We start from the raw sequence: 14241 nt of genomic DNA on the forward strand, positions 1-14241 counted from the left end.
GGTGAAAGGAACGCCGTCAGCTCACTCGTACTCGTAGAACCCACGCCCCGTCTTCTTGCCGAGGTCGCCGGCCTCCACCTTTCGCTTGAGGAGGTAGGCGGGCTTGTACCGGTCGCCCAGTTCCCCGTGGAGCGTCTCGGAAGCGTGGAGACAGACGTCGAGCCCGATGTGGTCGGCCAGCGTCAGCGGCCCCATCGGGACGTTGGTCCCGAGTTCCATCCCTGCGTCGATGTCTTCCTTCGAGGCGACGCCCTCGTCGTAGGCCCGGATCCCCTCGTTGATCCAGGGCATCAGGATGCGGTTGGTGACGAAGCCGGGCTTGTCGTCGGCCTCCCACGTCGTCTTCTCGAGGTCTTCGGCGAAGTCGTGGGCCAGGTCGGTCACCGCGTCGGTCGTCTTCTCGCCGACGACGACCTCGACGCCCTCCATGATCGGCACCGGGTTCATGAAGTGCAGCCCGATCACGCGCTCCGGGCGCTCGAGGTCGCCTGCGATCGAGGTGATCGAGAGCGTACTCGTGTTCGTCGCGAGGACGACGTCCTCGTCACACACTCGCTCGAGATCGGCGAAGATTTCCTGCTTGACTGCGAGTTCCTCGAGGGCGGCCTCGACGACCAGATCGCAGTCGCCGAGATCGCCGAGGAGCGTGGTCCCCTCGATCCGGTCGCGGATCGTTGCCGGATCTTCCTCGAGGTCGCCCCGGCTCTCGAGGCGCCCGAGGCTGTCGTCGATCGTGTCGAAACCGTTCTCGACGTACTCCGATTCGATGTCGCGCATGACGACCTCGCAGCCGTTCGTGGCGGCGACCTGTGCGATGCCGCTGCCCATCGTCCCCGCGCCGACGACGCCGATTCGGTCGAGTTGCTCGCGAACCATACCGGCCTTTTCCGCAGACGAAGCCGTAAGCGTGCTGGTCGGCCGGAGGGCCGTGTCGGTCACGAGGGCAACTTTCAAGACGAGACAGTGTGAGCTACGGACGACCGGTGAATCGCGTGAGCAAGGAAGAGGTCGCCAGCGACGCGGAGACGGGAACCGCCCCGGCGAGCGACGGGGAAGGCGGGGACGCGACCGTCGTCGACATCGGCATCACCGTCGACGTCGGCGACGACGCGGCCGCCGTCGGTTCTGACCCCGTCGAACTCGCCTTCGACGAGGACGAACTGCTCGCAGCGGCCGACGACGCGACCACGGACACCGACGACGAAGCACCCGCGGGTTCGGCGCCGGACGCGGCGATCGACCCGGCCGAGCGCGAGGCGCTCGCGGACGCCGGCGTCGACCCCGACGCGGTCGTCGACAAGGAGTACTCCTATCGGCTGTTGCTCGAGGACGGGGTCGACGAGGACGTCGCGGCCGCCCTGCGCAGGCGCTTTTCGCTGCCGTGGTCGTTCGAATCCGACGGCGACTTACAGCGGCGCTCGAGCGAGGTCCGCGGGCTGGGCGCAGCCGAACGCGAGTGGATCGCGGTCAGCGACGACGAGGACTGGCAGGCCTTCGAGTACGACGAAGAAGGCGTGTCGGTCGGACGGAACCGGCCCGACGAGCGGCCGTACCCGAAGCCGACGCCGGTGGCCGCCGTCACCGGGGTCGGCCCCGACGACGCCGACCGACTGGCCGAGGCTGGGGTCCAGTCGGCCGAGCGGCTGGCGACGGTCGACGCGATGACCGTCGCCAAGGCGCTCGATCTGAACGTTTTGCACGTCCGCACGTGGCGACACAGCGCCCGCGAATTGCTCGAGTGATGGAGCCGATTTCGATCCCGTCCCGAGCGCCCGGCGAGTCGGATCGCTGTCACGTCGCGCGGCCCAAGTCGGATGAATTACTACACAAGTACTCAATTTCGATAATCAGGACCATCAAAGATTTATAGCGCACTGTTGGACCGTCTAACAGATGATTCCGATCGACGATTCCCCGATCGTTCGCGATGGCAAATCACTGATTCTTGCGATGGACCACGGCTTAGAACACGGACCCGTCGACTTCGAGGACGTCCCTGAGAAGCTCGATCCGTCGACGGTCTTCGAGACGGCGACTCACGACGCCGTCACCGCGATGGCCGTCCAGAAGGGGATCGCCGAGGGCTACTACCCTAGCTACGAGGACGACGTCAATCTCCTGTTGAAGCTAAACGGTACGTCGAACCTCTGGATGGGCGAGCCCGACTCGGCGGTCAACTGCTCGGTCGACTACGCCGCCGAACTGGGTGCCGACGCCCTCGGCTTTACCGTCTACGGCGGCTCGAACCACGAGATCGAGATGGTCGAGGAGTTCCGCGACGCTCAAGAGAACGGGCGCGAGTACGACCTCCCCATGGTCATGTGGTCGTATCCGCGGGGCCAGGGGCTGAAAAACGACACCAAGCCCAGCACCATCTCCTACGCGACGCGGCTGGCCCTCGAGCTGGGCGCCGACATCGCGAAGGTCAAGTACCCCGGGAGCCCGGACGCGATGGCCCACGCCGTCGACTGTGCCGGCGACATGAAGGTCATCATGTCGGGCGGGTCCAAGACCTCCGACTACGAGTTCCTCTCGCAGGTCGAGGCGGTCATCGACGCCGGCGCGAAGGGACTGGCCGTCGGCCGCAACGTCTGGCAGCGCGAGGACCCGACGCGGCTGCTCGACGCCCTCGAGAAGGTCATCTACGAGGAGGAGACGGCCGACGCCGCGCTCGAGGCCACCGAATAGATGACGGTGTCAGACCCGGTCGTCGAGGACGTCGTGGCGACGATCGGTCGCTCGGCGACCGAGATCCGGCAGGGGCTGATCGGTCGTCGCGGCACGGTCGACGGGGAAAATCCCAGCGGCGAGACCCAGGCCGAAGCGGACGTCTGGGCCGACGAGTTGCTCGGCGACCGGCTCGCCGGGATCGACGGCGTCGGCCAGTACGCCAGCGAGGAACGCGCCGACGTCGTCGACTGCGGTGCGGATCCAGCCGACAGCGACGCGTACGCGGTCGCGGTCGACCCGCTCGACGGCTCCTCGAACCTCAAGTCCAACAACACGATGGGGACGATCTTCGGCGTCTACGACGCCGCCCTGCCCGCCCGCGGCGAGACGCTCGTGGCCGCCGGCTTCGTCCTCTACGGGCCGATCACGACGATGCTGATCGCCACCGAGGAGACCGTCACCGAGTACGAACTCTCCGGCGGCGAGCGCACGATCGTCGACCGCGACGTGACCCTGCCCGACGAGCCGGTCGTCTACGGCTTCGGCGGCCGCGTCCCCGACTGGCCCGCGGACTTCCGCGAGTACGCCCGTGAGATCGAGGACGAACTCAAACTCCGCTACGGCGGCGCGCTGATCGGCGACGTTAATCAGGTACTGACCTACGGCGGAACCTTCGGCTACCCCGCCCTCGAGTCCCGGCCCGAGGGCAAACTCCGCCTCCAGTTCGAGGGGAACCCGATCGGCTACGTCGTCGAGCGGGCCGGCGGGCGCTCCTCGAACGGGGACCGCTCGCTGCTCGCCGTCGAGCCCGACGCGCTCCACGACCGGACGCCGGTCCACGTCGGCAACGACGAACTGATCGAGCGCCTCGAGGCGACCCTCGAGTAACCCGCCGATCCGTTTTTCGCTGTTCGGTATCGTCAGTCGGTCCAGGCGGCCGTTCCGGCCACGTAGACGCCGACACCGACGAGCAACAGCGCGTAGAACGCCCAGCGGGGCCAACCGGTCTCGAGGAACAGCAGGGTGAGAAACAGCACCCACAGCGAGAGGGCGACCAGATCGCCCAGTACGCGGCCAAGTGTGCGGACGGCCGTTCTGACGGGCCCGGACGCGGCACTCTCTGACCGCCCGGTATCGTTACTCATCGCGGTTCGACCCCCTGGCCAAAGTCGGCCGTCGATTCGGCCCTCGCGGCACGGGTGGGTCGGCGACTCGGCTCCGCGGCGGTCGCCGCTCAGAAGTGGTAGCCATGTGTTTCGGTCAGTCGATAAGCTCCCACGCCCCAGACGTAGCTCTGGCCGGGCCACCAGGTCCGGGCGTTGTTGAAGCCGGCGACGAGGACGTCACCGTCCTCGCCCTCGGGATCGCGGTGGTAGCTCACGGAGCCGCTATCGCCGTCCGTGAGGTCCATCTCGCCACCCCAGCGGAGCTGCCCGCGCCGGCAGAAATCGTCCGTGAAACAGGTTACAGCGTCGATTCCCTGTACCTTTCCCACCGTGTGCCCGGTCATGGCACCGACCTTCTCGAGTTCGGCGTCGCGTGCGACGAGCGTCGCGAGGCCGAACCTGGTGAACTGACCCCGCACCCGCGGGCTCGAGGGGGCGTCGATCCTGCTCGTCGGTTCGATTTCGCCGGTCGGCCGAACGGCCGCGACGTCGGCGACCGGGTGGCGTCGTGCGACGGTCCCCAGTTCGGCCGCGTCGTCGCCTCCGAGAGGCAGCGACAGGGACTCGTCGGTCGTCCCCTCGGCCCCGTCGAAGGCGTGGTCGGCCGTCACGAAGAACCGCCGTTCCCCGTCGGGGTGATACAGCGCCGGGCCGAGCGTCGCCAGGCTCGTCGGCGTCTCGCAGGCGACGCCGCTGGGGACGTGACCGTCCGCGCCGGGGTAGCCCAGCCGGGGTTCGCTCGCCTCGGAATCGTCCCCGATGTCGTCGACGTCGATGAACGTCTCCACGTCGATCTCGACGCCCTCGGCGAGTTCTCCGAGCAGTTCGTTCACCGAATGCCCCTCGCTCGAGACGCCGACCGAGACGGTGGCGGTCCCGCTCTCGAGGTCGCCGGGGACGACGGCGCTGCCGAGGTAGCCGGTAAAGCCGACCCGCGCCAGGAGGTCGTTGATCTCGAAGGCCTTCTCGACGGCGGCGTACCACGCCGCGGGGACGCGTTCCGTTCGCTCCCGGATCGACCACGGGTCGGCCGGGTCGTCCCTGACGAGGGCGGTGACGACGGGGACTTCGCCGTCGTCGGCCGCGAGGAAGTCGTCGACGTCGAGCCAGTGGGCCAGCCCGAGGGCGTAGCCGCCGCCGGCGACGGTCCGCAGGAACGCGCGCCGATCCAACCCTCGGTCGATCCGATCGCGAAGCGTCGCTCCCCGTTTCCCCGAACGTTCGGTGTGTGCCTCCGACATATCGCTATCTACCCCGCTCCGCACGACCGGAACGGATCACTAACCGTCGAAACGAACGGCCATTCGACCCAAAGCCGTGCTGCCTGCAATTGCTGCCGAACGTCTTTCTCGCGGACGGACCGGGGGAGTCGGCAGCGGCCGTGGTGTACCCGCCGGTCGATCGCGCCCTTTCGACCTCCCACATAACGCGTGGATTACTGAACGCGAGCGTTCGTATCATCGGACCCGACAGCGTACGTTGTCTCCGTGTTGGTGACCACGGAGGCAAAACGCACGCTCGAGCGGGTCGCGCCACGTTCGAGCCGTCCCCCCGCGACGAACTCCACACGATCAGTGGCGATCCGCCGGCGCGACCCCGTCTCCCCTTCTCCGCTGCCGTCCGGTTCGTCCGACCGTCCGAACCAGTGCCGACGGTCACACCGGAATTCGGTCGTCGACGCGGTCATCAGCGTGACGGACTCTTCGCATCAGGCGATCCCGTTCGATGGATGGGACGTCCCCGATTACGGCCCGGTTACGTCCCTGAACCGTCGCCGCCGGACGAGAAACGCCGACGATCGGCCGAGCGCGCTGCCCTCGGCCAGTCCCCGAAAGGCGAAAGCGCACGAACGGTCCCCGTCGCCGAACCGTTTGCCGTCGGTTGTAAGCGATTACCAGCGACGCCGGTTCCCCTACGCCTGCCATAACAATACCCCGCGTGCTGGTACGGGGTCGTACTCCCGACGGCAACGGCCGGTTCGATTCCGGCCGGGAGCCTATGAGTTCCGAGCGCGCGACCGCCGACCAGTGGCTGCCGGGCGACGTGACCCCCGTCGACCTCGAGCGGTTGCTCTGGGCGCTGGTCGCGCTCTCGCTGGTCGCCGACGTCGTCACGACGTTCGTCGGGCTCAACGTCGGGTTGGCCGAGTCCAACCCCGCGGCTCGCGGCGCGATCGAGAGCTACGGCGTCGTCGGCATGCTCGGACTGAAGGCGTTCGCGGTCGGCGTCGCGCTCGCCTGCCGTCCCCTCCTCGAGCGGGCGTACCGGCCGATCGTGCCGGCGGGGCTCGCAGTGCCGTGGCTGGCCGCCGCAGTTCTCAACGTCTATACCATCTCGACGGTCGTGTGACCGTCGGAGGGGAGCGGAACCGACGACGAAACCGAGGTCGTCGTCGACCTCGAGACGGGCGAACGAGAGAGTCGGGCGGTTTCAGATTCTGCAATGCCGCCCATTTCCTAAACGGCGGTTCGTCGTACGCACGCCCTCGGATGAAACGGAGACAAGTCGCACGGTTGGTCGTACTGGGCGGTGTCGCAGTCCCGCTTGCCGGTTGTTCAAACGAGGCGGCCGACGGCGGTGACGAGAACGACGATGCCGGTGAGGACACTGACGACGAAGACGGTTCCGCCGAGGAAGACGGTTCCGCCGACGAATCGAACGAACGGGAGTTCTCCGGGACTGGATCGGAGGCGCTCGAGGACATCGGTGTCGAGGGCGGGCTCACCGTCGTCGACGCTACCCACGAGGGTGACGGCGAGTTCCAAGTTCGATTGATTCCCGGCGGAGGCGAGGGTAGCGAGGACGACGCGGAAGACGCAAGCGAGCCGGAATCAACTGGAACGCTGTTTGCCGATTCGTCGGGCGGGTACGAAGGACAGACCGCGTGGCATATGGAGGGCGGGACCTACCAACTCAGCGTCGTCGCCGGCGGCGATTGGACGGTGACCGTCCGCGAGCCGCGTGAGACCACTGGCGAAACCCCGCCGGTGTCCCTCGAGGGAACCGGAAACGAAGTCCACGGTCCGTTCGAGTTCGACGGGGCGCACCAGCCGTCCGGCGACTACGACGGAACGGAGATCAACGTCACCATCCTCTCGACGACGCGGGAGGCCACCCAGTTCGTGTTTCACGAGGACAGTATCGAGAACCCGACCGAGTTCGAGTTCGACGGCGTCGGCTACGTCGAAATCAAGTCCGACGGCGAGTGGTCGGTCGACATCGAGTGACGAACGGCGGCTTCGACCGATCACTCGACCCTATCGGCCTCGTCGCCGGCGTCCTGCTGTACCCAGATCGTCTTCGCGTTGACGAACTCCTTGATGCCGTGTTCGTTCGCGACCGTAGCCCGAGTCCTTCACGCCGCCGAACGGCAGCCGGGATCGGACTTGACGAGTGCGTTGACGAAGGCGAGCCCGGACTCGAACCGCCGGGCGACCCGCTCGCCGCGCTCGAGGTCGTCGGTCCAGACGCTCGCGCCCAGTCCGAAGCTGGTGTCGTTTGCCGTCTCGACGGCGGCGTCCTCGTCGGGGACCCGGAACACGCTGGCGACGGGGCCGAACAGTTCCTCCCGAGCGGCGGGGCGTTCTCGGGAACGTCCGTGATCACCGTCGGCGGGTAACTCCCCCTCGCAGTCCATCGGCTCGCCGCCCACCTCGAGTTCCCCTCCCTGCTCGACCGTTGTTTCGACCTGCTCGCGGAGGTCCTCCCCATTTCATCGGTCATCAGTTCGGCGTACTCGTCGGCGTTCTCCCGGAGGACGTCGGCCGCCCGCGCGAGCAACCGCTGGCGGGTCTCGATCGGCGTCTCCGACCACTCCGCGAAGGTCTCGGTGGCCCGCTCGAGTCGGGCCTCGCGTTCCTCGTCGGAGGTCGCCTCGAAACTGTCGACCACGTCGCCCGTCGCCGGGTTCGGACGTTCGATTGACATGTGGTGGTCGACCACGACGAATCGCTTAGTACGCGGAGTTGCCAACCAATGGTGAGTCGGTCCGTCACGGTCGTTCGTTCCACACAACCCCTATGCCCGTCGAATTCGTACGAACGGCTATGTCAGCCGATACGTCCCACGACGATCCCGAACCGCCGCCCGAAGAACGAAAGACCGTCCTGTTCTGTCCGGACTGCGGCTACGAGAGTCCGGTCACCGGGGACTGGGAGACGGTGACGGCCGGCGCCGAGCGACTGCTCGTCTGCGTCGATTGTGGCTGGGTCGTCGACCGGCGATTGCGACGCCGCGGCTTATAGTAGCCGCTGAAACGATCACACGCTGATCGCAAACTGTCGTACGATCAGGTTGCAATGACGTTCAGCGGCTACTATACCGCGGGATCGGGGAACGGTCCCACACCCCTCGTTCAGAGTGAAACGGTGTTCGAAGGGGTGGGCGTCGGACGCGAGCGACCGGTCGGTTCCGACGAGTCAGGAAAAGGACTCGAGATCGGCGTCGCGATTCCCCGTCGACGGCCCCGTCTCCCGAAGCCGATCGTACGTCGGCAGGTCCTCGAGCGAGGCGTCGCGACGGACCGCCTTGACGATGTGTTTGGGATCGGTGACAAGCCGATGCAGGAGGTAACTCCCCTGAGACCGACCGCCGCCGGTTTTTTCGGACTCGATGACGCCGAGGAACGCCTGCTCTTTGAGTTGGCGATAGAGGCCGTTCTCGGTGATCGGATCGGTCGCGACCAGTTCACAGATCCCGACGTAGCGCTCGTACACCTCCCGGGTCTTGTACGTCTCCCGCTCGCCCGTGATGATACAGCTGGCGAGGGCATAGAGAGCGAGTTTCGCGTGAACGGTCGCGCCGCTCGTGAGCTCCTCGATACGGTTGATTTCGGCGACCTCCTGGGCCTGCTGAATGTGGGTCTCCGAGACCGTCTCGCTGTCGGTGCGGCGGGCGAGTTCACCGGCTTCCTTGAGAATCTCGATCGCCTTCCGCGCGTCGCCGTGTTTCTTGGCCGCGAGGGCGGCACAGAGTTCGATCGTCCCGTCCTCGAGGACGTCGGGCTGGAAGGCGTCCTCGCGATTGCGCATGATCTCGCGGAGCTGGGAAGCGTCGTACGGATGGAAGAACAGCTCCCGGTGGCCGAAGCTGCTGTCGATCCGCTCGTCGAGGGTCTCCCGGTACTGGACCTTGTTGCTGATCCCGATCACGCCGATATAGGCGTCGGTCTTTCGGGCCTCTCGAGCGCGCGAGAGCTGCATCAGAATGTTGCTGTTGTCCAGTTTGTCGATCTCGTCTAAGATGACGATAACGGCGTCGAAACAGTCCTCGAGAATGCCCCAGATGTGCTGGTAGTACTCCATCGTTCCCACGCCGCGAAGCGGGATGTTCTGGCGGTAGTCGGTCTGGTCTTTGAGGCTGAGCGCCAGCTGTCGGGTCGTACGGGTCTCGGTGTTCGCTTCGGAGCAGTCGACGTAGAGAACGGCACAGTCGATGTCGTTGCCGCGGGCGGCGTCCTGTGCTCGCGTCGAGACGTGTCGGGAGATTAGACTTTTCCCGGTTCCCGTTTTGCCGTATATCATCACGTTGTTCGGTGGATCGCCGCGCGTGATCGCACCGACTTCGGCGGCGACGGACTGGATCTCGTCGTCGCGCCCGACGATGCGGTCCTCGTCGGGAACGTGACCGACGTGGAGGAGTTCCTTCCGATCGAAGATGGGATCGTGAGATTCGAAGAGCGGGTCCCCACCGGTCTGCTCGGCCATAGTTCAGTTCTGGAGACAGTCATTATAAAGCTATGGAAGCTCGTTCAGACTGATAACGTCGAGATAGAAGGCGTTTGATGGCCGTTTTACCCGACGTTGGGGTAATTTCGGTCTCCGCCGGATGCAGACTGAACTATACCGCCTCCCGACCGCCGTTGCACAGACACCCTCCAAATACACAGACACCCACCGAATACCGACACTTGATATGCGTCTGCAATCTACCCACACCTCGTTCAGACTGAATACGGTCTCGGCCGACGACTATTGCAACGACGCTTCGGACGATAACGAGAGTTCGGACGACAACGACAGTCGACAACTCAACAATGCTCGCGTTTCCGGACGACAGCGATTGAATCGGTTCTTTGCCTCGAGGAACCGCTGTCGCCCCTCTAGTATAATTGTATTTTTTGGTACAGGTAGTAATTGCTTACGGTAGCCGCCCAGAACGTGTCGCTCTTATCGACTTCTGCGCGTGAACGTCGGGAACGACGCTACCTTTCGGCTGCCGAACGCAGTCCGTTCGAGTTATCAGTCGTACGGTCAGTTCGCGTTACCAGTAGGATACTTCTCCGCGACCGTCTCTCCGTCGTGATCGCCCCTCCACCGCGACCGTCCCCTCGCCCCGACCACCACCCCACTCACGTTCGACGCGTTTCACTCTGAATTGGGGGTGTGGGTCTCCGCGTTCTCGATTCGTGCGATCGATCGCCGTCGACCCCCCTCGTTCAGACTGAAGCGAGTTCGCAAATCGGACGGTATTTACACTCTGAACGAGGGGCGTGACACTGCACGGGCCAACGTCCATCGATCGGCGCGATGAATCCGAAATGCCCGACTTATCGCCCGCTTGTTCACTCTGAACGAGGGGTGTCCGTCACCGGTTCGTTATCCCAGTCTCGAGCCAATCCGTCGACGTTGCGGGCAATGCAGTGCCGGCGACCGCGGCCGCTCCAGCGAGCGACACGGAAGTGGGTGGCGCGGCGAACCGCTTCCGGACATCGATTCGAGCCGAGGGGACTATAGTAGCTCTTGAAACGATTCACACACCGATCACAACGCTGTCCTACGATCGGGTGTGCATTGACTTTCAAGAGCTACTATAGAGACGAGTGGCGCTGCGCGTGCGAACTATCGTCTCCGTACGCGGCCAGCGAATCCGTTCTCGTAGACGATCCGTTCCCACAGACGGGCAACAATCGAGTGACACTGCCCCGAAAGCGTCCGCTGGACCGATCGAACCGGTGTTGACGCCCCAGTAACATACCTATTCCATTGAATTCCTTATATTGTAAATTAGGGCCTATGAGGGATCTCCGTCACGTTTATTTCGGTTTCCTCGGAACCTACTGGCAATGTCTGACGAAGCCAATCCGTTCGAAAGCCTGCAGTCACAGATCGACGACGCTGCAGCGCACCTCGACGTCGGCGACGACGTGATCGAGCGCCTCAAACACCCCGAACGGGTCCTCGAGACGAACCTCACGATCGAACGCGACGACGGCGATCTGGAACGGTTCAAGGCCTTCCGTTCGCAGTTCAACGGCGACCGCGGCCCGTACAAGGGCGGTATCCGTTATCACCCGGGCGTCTCCCGCGACGAGGTCAAGGCCCTGTCGGGCTGGATGACGTACAAGACCGCGATCGTCGATATCCCCCTCGGCGGCGGGAAAGGCGGCATCATCGTCGATCCGGACGACTACTCCGAGAGCGAACTCGAGCGACTCACCCGCTCGTTCGCGAAGGAACTCCGGCCCATGGTCGGCGAGGACCGCGACGTGCCCGCGCCCGACGTGAACACGGGTCAGCGGGAGATGAACTGGATCAAAGACACCTACGAGACTCTCGAGAACACGTCGGAACCGGGCGTCGTGACGGGAAAGGCGCTCGACTCCGGCGGCAGCGAGGGCCGGGTCGACGCGACCGGGCGCTCGACCGTCATCGCCGCCCGCGAGGCCTTCGACTACCTCGATAAGGACCTCGAGGGCGCGACCGTCGCGGTGCAGGGCTACGGGAACGCCGGTTGGATCGCCGCTCGACTGATCGACGAGATGGGCGCGACCGTCGTCGCCGCCAGCGACTCGAGCGGCGGGATCTACAACCCCGACGGCTTCGATCCGGTCGCGGCGAAGGATCACAAAAACGAGACCGGAAGCGTCGTCGGCTTCGAGGGCGGGGAGGAGGAGATCACCAACGACGACGTCCTCACCCTCGACGTCGATCTGCTGATCCCCGCGGCCCTCGAGAACGCGATCGACGCCGACCTCGCGGAAGCCGTCGAGGCCGACGTCATCTCGGAGGCCGCAAACGGGCCGCTGACGCCCGCGGCCGACGAAGTCCTCGAGGACAAGGACGTGTTCGTCATCCCCGATATCCTCGCGAACGCGGGCGGCGTCACCGTCTCCTACTTCGAGTGGGTTCAAAACCGCCAGCGCTTCTACTGGTCCGAGCAGCGGGTCAACGAGGAACTCGAGGGAATCATCGTCGACGCGTTCGATGCACTGGTCGAGAGCTACGAGGAACACGACCTCGAGAACCCCCGAACCGCGGCCTACGTCGTCGCGGTCCAGCGGGTCGCCGACGCCTTCGAGGAAGCCGGCAGCTGGCCCTGACCGGCGGTCGTTCGTCCCGGCCGGACCGCACTTCGGCCGGACGTCGTTTCGCTACTGACACACTGTTCAGATTGCAGTAAACACTTACCACCCGGATTGCCATTTGCAGGGAAATGAATCGACGAACCGTCATCGCGGGAGTCGGCGCGGCGGGACTGGCCGGTCTGTCGGGCTGTCTGGGACTGCTCGGCATGGCCGAACACGAATCGTCGCCCGCGGGCGTCACGAGCGAGGCCCGCGCGGAGACCGACTACGAACAGACGGCCATCGAGTCGCTCGAGATCGAGCGCGAGGTCGGCCCCACGAACGAAACCGTCACCGTCACGAACTACATGACCAAACACGAGAAGCGAGTCGGAATTGAGGGGCTCGGCGAGCGCCGCGCCGCCGTCTTCAACGTGTTGACGACCCCGCAGGTCAGCATCCTCGGCCGGGAGCTCAACCCCGTCGAGGAGATGTCGACCGAGGAACTCGTCGATCTCGTCCGGGAGAACTACGACGGCATCGACAACGTCTCCCACGACGAGGACGCCGAGGTCACGATCCTCGAGCGGTCGACGACCAAGTCGCGGTACACCGCCGACGCGGAGTTCGACGGCCGAGACGTCGCGGTCGACGTTCACGTCACCGAGGCCGTCGAGGCCGGCGACGACCTGCTCGTGACGATCGGAGTCTATCCCGAGCCCCTCCAAGGGCAGGAAGCACCGAACGTGGTGACGCTCACCGAGGCGGTGACCACCGACGTCGACGAGGACGCCTCGAGCGGCGACTCCGGTGACGACAACGAATCCGGGTCCGACAACGAGTCGGGTTCCGGCGACGATTCGGAGAGCGACGACGGCGTCCTCGGCTGATCGGACGGGGCTCGCAAGCGGCCGTTCCGCCGACCTCGAGCCGAGGGACCGACTGCGTCGCTACAGCCCGAGTTCGCGCCCGATCACCAGGTGCTGAATCTCGCTGGTTCCCTCTCCGATCTCCATCAGCTTCGCGTCGCGGTAGAACCGCTGGGGAGCGAAGTCGGTCGTGTAGCCGTAGCCGCCAAGCACCTGCACGGCGTCCTCGGCGACCTCTCGAGCGGCCTCGCTGGCCTCGAGTTTCGCGAGGGCCGATTCCCTGGTGACGGGCTCGCCTCGGTCGTACGTCCGGGCAGCCTGTCGGGTCAGGAGCCGCGCCCGCTCGGTCTTGCGGTGCATGTCCACGATCGTGTCCCGGATCGCGTCGAACTCACAGATCGGCTGCCCGAACTGCTCGCGCTCCTGGCTGTAGGCCTTCGCGTGTTCGTAGGCACCCTGTGCGAGCCCGGTCGAGAGCGCGGCGATCGAGATGCGGCCGCCGTCCAAGGTCGTCTTGGTCTGGTCCCAGCCGTCGCCTTCCTCACCGAGCAGCCGGTCCGCGGGGAGGCGAACGTCGTCGAACGCGATCTCGCAGGTCGGCGAGGCGTTGAGTCCCAGCTTCTCCCAGACGGTCGTCACCTCGAAGCCGTCGTCGTCGGGGTCGACGATGAACGTCGAGATGCCGTCGTAGCCCGCGTCGGGATCCGTGACGGCCTTGACGAGGATCGCACCTGCCTCGGAGGCGTTCGTGATGAACTGCTTGGTCCCGTTCAGCACCCATTCATCTCCCTCTTTCCGGGCCCGGGTGTCCATGTCCGACGCGTCCGAACCGCTCTCGGGTTCGGTCAGCGCCCACCCGCCGAGGGACTCGCCCTCGGCCAGCGGCCGCAGCCAGCGCTCCTTCTGTGCCTCGGTCCCGAACTGCTCGATGGGCTTCGAGGCCAGCGACGTGTGCGCCACGTAAGAAAGGCCGACGGCCCCGGAGACCCGTCCCAGTTCCTCCGCGACCAGCGCGTACATCAGCGTGTCGCCACCGAGCCCCCCGTAGTCCTCGTCGATCGGCACCCCCATCATATCGAGCGCGGCCAACTGGTCGAAGACCTCGGTCGGGAACCGGTGCTCGTCCTCGATCTCCTGGGCGATCGGCTCGATCTCGCTTTCGCAGAAGTCCCTGACGGTCTTCCGGATCATCCGGTGTTCGTCGGGCAGATCGGCGGCCATGCGCAATACTTGCCGGCAGACGGAATAAACG

Annotated in this window: 13 protein-coding genes and 2 pseudogenes; 8 read left to right on the forward strand and 7 right to left on the reverse strand. The window is 65.5% G+C overall.

The annotated features are described in order from the left end of the window. Window positions 1-21: 21 nt before the first annotated feature. Window positions 22-876 (reverse strand): 3-hydroxyacyl-CoA dehydrogenase family protein, encoded by an 855-nt coding sequence (locus tag A6E15_RS11620; protein ID WP_076146364.1) that lies wholly within the window; start codon window positions 874-876, stop codon window positions 22-24. A gap of 116 nt (window positions 877-992) precedes the next feature. Between A6E15_RS11620 and A6E15_RS11625 the strand changes: the two genes are divergently transcribed. The 3 genes from A6E15_RS11625 to A6E15_RS11635 all read left to right on the forward strand — a co-directional run bounded on the left by A6E15_RS11625 (window position 993) and on the right by A6E15_RS11635 (window position 3558). Then, entirely contained in the window at window positions 993-1742 is a 750-nt protein-coding gene (locus A6E15_RS11625; protein ID WP_076146365.1) for a DUF7409 domain-containing protein, read from the forward strand. 151 nt (window positions 1743-1893) lie between these two features. Beyond that, window positions 1894-2688: a class I fructose-bisphosphate aldolase gene (locus tag A6E15_RS11630; RefSeq protein ID WP_076146367.1), complete on the forward strand. Its 795-nt coding sequence runs from the start codon at window positions 1894-1896 to the stop codon at window positions 2686-2688. Then, entirely contained in the window at window positions 2689-3558 is an 870-nt protein-coding gene (locus A6E15_RS11635) for a class 1 fructose-bisphosphatase (RefSeq protein WP_076146368.1), read from the forward strand. It abuts the gene before it with no gap. A 32-nt stretch (window positions 3559-3590) separates the two neighbouring features. On the opposite strand, the gene A6E15_RS11640 is transcribed toward A6E15_RS11635, so the two are convergent. Together A6E15_RS11640 and A6E15_RS11645 are read right to left on the reverse strand one after the other, a co-directional pair. Next, window positions 3591-3815 carry a hypothetical protein gene (locus A6E15_RS11640; RefSeq protein WP_076146370.1) on the reverse strand — a complete coding sequence of 75 codons (225 nt, stop codon included), beginning with the start codon at window positions 3813-3815 and terminating at the stop codon, window positions 3591-3593. Between the two features lie 89 nt (window positions 3816-3904). Beyond that, a complete protein-coding gene (locus A6E15_RS11645) occupies window positions 3905-5077 on the reverse strand; it encodes a hypothetical protein (protein WP_076146371.1) in 1173 nt (390 codons plus the stop codon). Window positions 5078-5834: 757 nt separating this feature from the next. Between A6E15_RS11645 and A6E15_RS11655 the strand changes: the two genes are divergently transcribed. Both A6E15_RS11655 and A6E15_RS11660 read left to right on the forward strand, forming a co-directional pair. After that, a complete protein-coding gene (locus A6E15_RS11655) occupies window positions 5835-6185 on the forward strand; it encodes a DUF5658 family protein (protein WP_076146375.1) in 351 nt (116 codons plus the stop codon). A gap of 140 nt (window positions 6186-6325) precedes the next feature. Then, window positions 6326-7063 carry a hypothetical protein gene (locus tag A6E15_RS11660; RefSeq protein ID WP_076146376.1) on the forward strand — a complete coding sequence of 246 codons (738 nt, stop codon included), beginning with the start codon at window positions 6326-6328 and terminating at the stop codon, window positions 7061-7063. A 20-nt stretch (window positions 7064-7083) separates the two neighbouring features. Here the strand turns inward: A6E15_RS11660 and A6E15_RS20105 are convergent. Both A6E15_RS20105 and A6E15_RS21905 read right to left on the reverse strand, forming a co-directional pair. Next, window positions 7084-7542: pseudogene (locus A6E15_RS20105) on the reverse strand (aldehyde dehydrogenase family protein); the annotation flags it as partial. Window positions 7543-7544: 2 nt separating this feature from the next. Further along, a pseudogene (locus A6E15_RS21905) lies at window positions 7545-7763 on the reverse strand (aldehyde dehydrogenase family protein); the annotation flags it as partial. 119 nt (window positions 7764-7882) lie between these two features. Here A6E15_RS21905 and A6E15_RS11675 point away from each other — a divergent pair. Continuing rightward, complete coding sequence (locus A6E15_RS11675) at window positions 7883-8080, forward strand: hypothetical protein (protein ID WP_076146379.1); 198 nt, start codon at window positions 7883-7885, stop codon at window positions 8078-8080. 174 nt (window positions 8081-8254) lie between these two features. On the opposite strand, the gene A6E15_RS11680 is transcribed toward A6E15_RS11675, so the two are convergent. Then, window positions 8255-9541 carry a Cdc6/Cdc18 family protein gene (locus A6E15_RS11680; protein WP_076146381.1) on the reverse strand — a complete coding sequence of 429 codons (1287 nt, stop codon included), beginning with the start codon at window positions 9539-9541 and terminating at the stop codon, window positions 8255-8257. Window positions 9542-10899: 1358 nt separating this feature from the next. Here A6E15_RS11680 and A6E15_RS11685 point away from each other — a divergent pair. Together A6E15_RS11685 and A6E15_RS11690 are read left to right on the forward strand one after the other, a co-directional pair. Further along, window positions 10900-12156 (forward strand): Glu/Leu/Phe/Val family dehydrogenase, encoded by a 1257-nt coding sequence (locus A6E15_RS11685; protein ID WP_076146382.1) that lies wholly within the window; start codon window positions 10900-10902, stop codon window positions 12154-12156. A 113-nt stretch (window positions 12157-12269) separates the two neighbouring features. After that, window positions 12270-13010: a DUF6517 family protein gene (locus tag A6E15_RS11690; protein WP_076146384.1), complete on the forward strand. Its 741-nt coding sequence runs from the start codon at window positions 12270-12272 to the stop codon at window positions 13008-13010. Between the two features lie 60 nt (window positions 13011-13070). Here A6E15_RS11690 and A6E15_RS11695 read toward each other — a convergent pair whose 3' ends face one another. Then, on the reverse strand, window positions 13071-14210 hold the full coding sequence (locus A6E15_RS11695; protein ID WP_076146386.1) for an acyl-CoA dehydrogenase family protein: 1140 nt from the start codon (window positions 14208-14210) through the stop codon (window positions 13071-13073). Between the last annotated feature and the right edge of the window lie 31 nt (window positions 14211-14241).

Origin of the sequence: Natrinema saccharevitans (assembly GCF_001953745.1) — an archaeon.
GTDB lineage: Archaea > Halobacteriota > Halobacteria > Halobacteriales > Natrialbaceae > Natrinema > Natrinema saccharevitans.

Bases quoted from the DNA above. Each gene is read 5' to 3' on its own strand.
- A6E15_RS11620 (WP_076146364.1), bottom strand. From the start codon at position 876: ATGGTTCGCGAGCAACTCGACCGAATCGGCGTCGTCGGCGCGGGGACG.
- A6E15_RS11635 (WP_076146368.1), top strand. From the start codon at position 2,689: ATGACGGTGTCAGACCCGGTCGTCGAGGACGTCGTGGCGACGATCGGT.
- A6E15_RS11685 (WP_076146382.1), top strand. From the start codon at position 10,900: ATGTCTGACGAAGCCAATCCGTTCGAAAGCCTGCAGTCACAGATCGAC.
- A6E15_RS11695 (WP_076146386.1), bottom strand. From the start codon at position 14,210: ATGGCCGCCGATCTGCCCGACGAACACCGGATGATCCGGAAGACCGTC.
- A6E15_RS11680 (WP_076146381.1), bottom strand. From the start codon at position 9,541: ATGGCCGAGCAGACCGGTGGGGACCCGCTCTTCGAATCTCACGATCCC.
- A6E15_RS11645 (WP_076146371.1), bottom strand. From the start codon at position 5,077: ATGTCGGAGGCACACACCGAACGTTCGGGGAAACGGGGAGCGACGCTT.
- A6E15_RS11640 (WP_076146370.1), bottom strand. From the start codon at position 3,815: ATGAGTAACGATACCGGGCGGTCAGAGAGTGCCGCGTCCGGGCCCGTC.
- A6E15_RS11655 (WP_076146375.1), top strand. From the start codon at position 5,835: ATGAGTTCCGAGCGCGCGACCGCCGACCAGTGGCTGCCGGGCGACGTG.
- A6E15_RS11690 (WP_076146384.1), top strand. From the start codon at position 12,270: ATGAATCGACGAACCGTCATCGCGGGAGTCGGCGCGGCGGGACTGGCC.
- A6E15_RS11630 (WP_076146367.1), top strand. From the start codon at position 1,894: ATGATTCCGATCGACGATTCCCCGATCGTTCGCGATGGCAAATCACTG.
- A6E15_RS11660 (WP_076146376.1), top strand. From the start codon at position 6,326: ATGAAACGGAGACAAGTCGCACGGTTGGTCGTACTGGGCGGTGTCGCA.
- A6E15_RS11675 (WP_076146379.1), top strand. From the start codon at position 7,883: ATGTCAGCCGATACGTCCCACGACGATCCCGAACCGCCGCCCGAAGAA.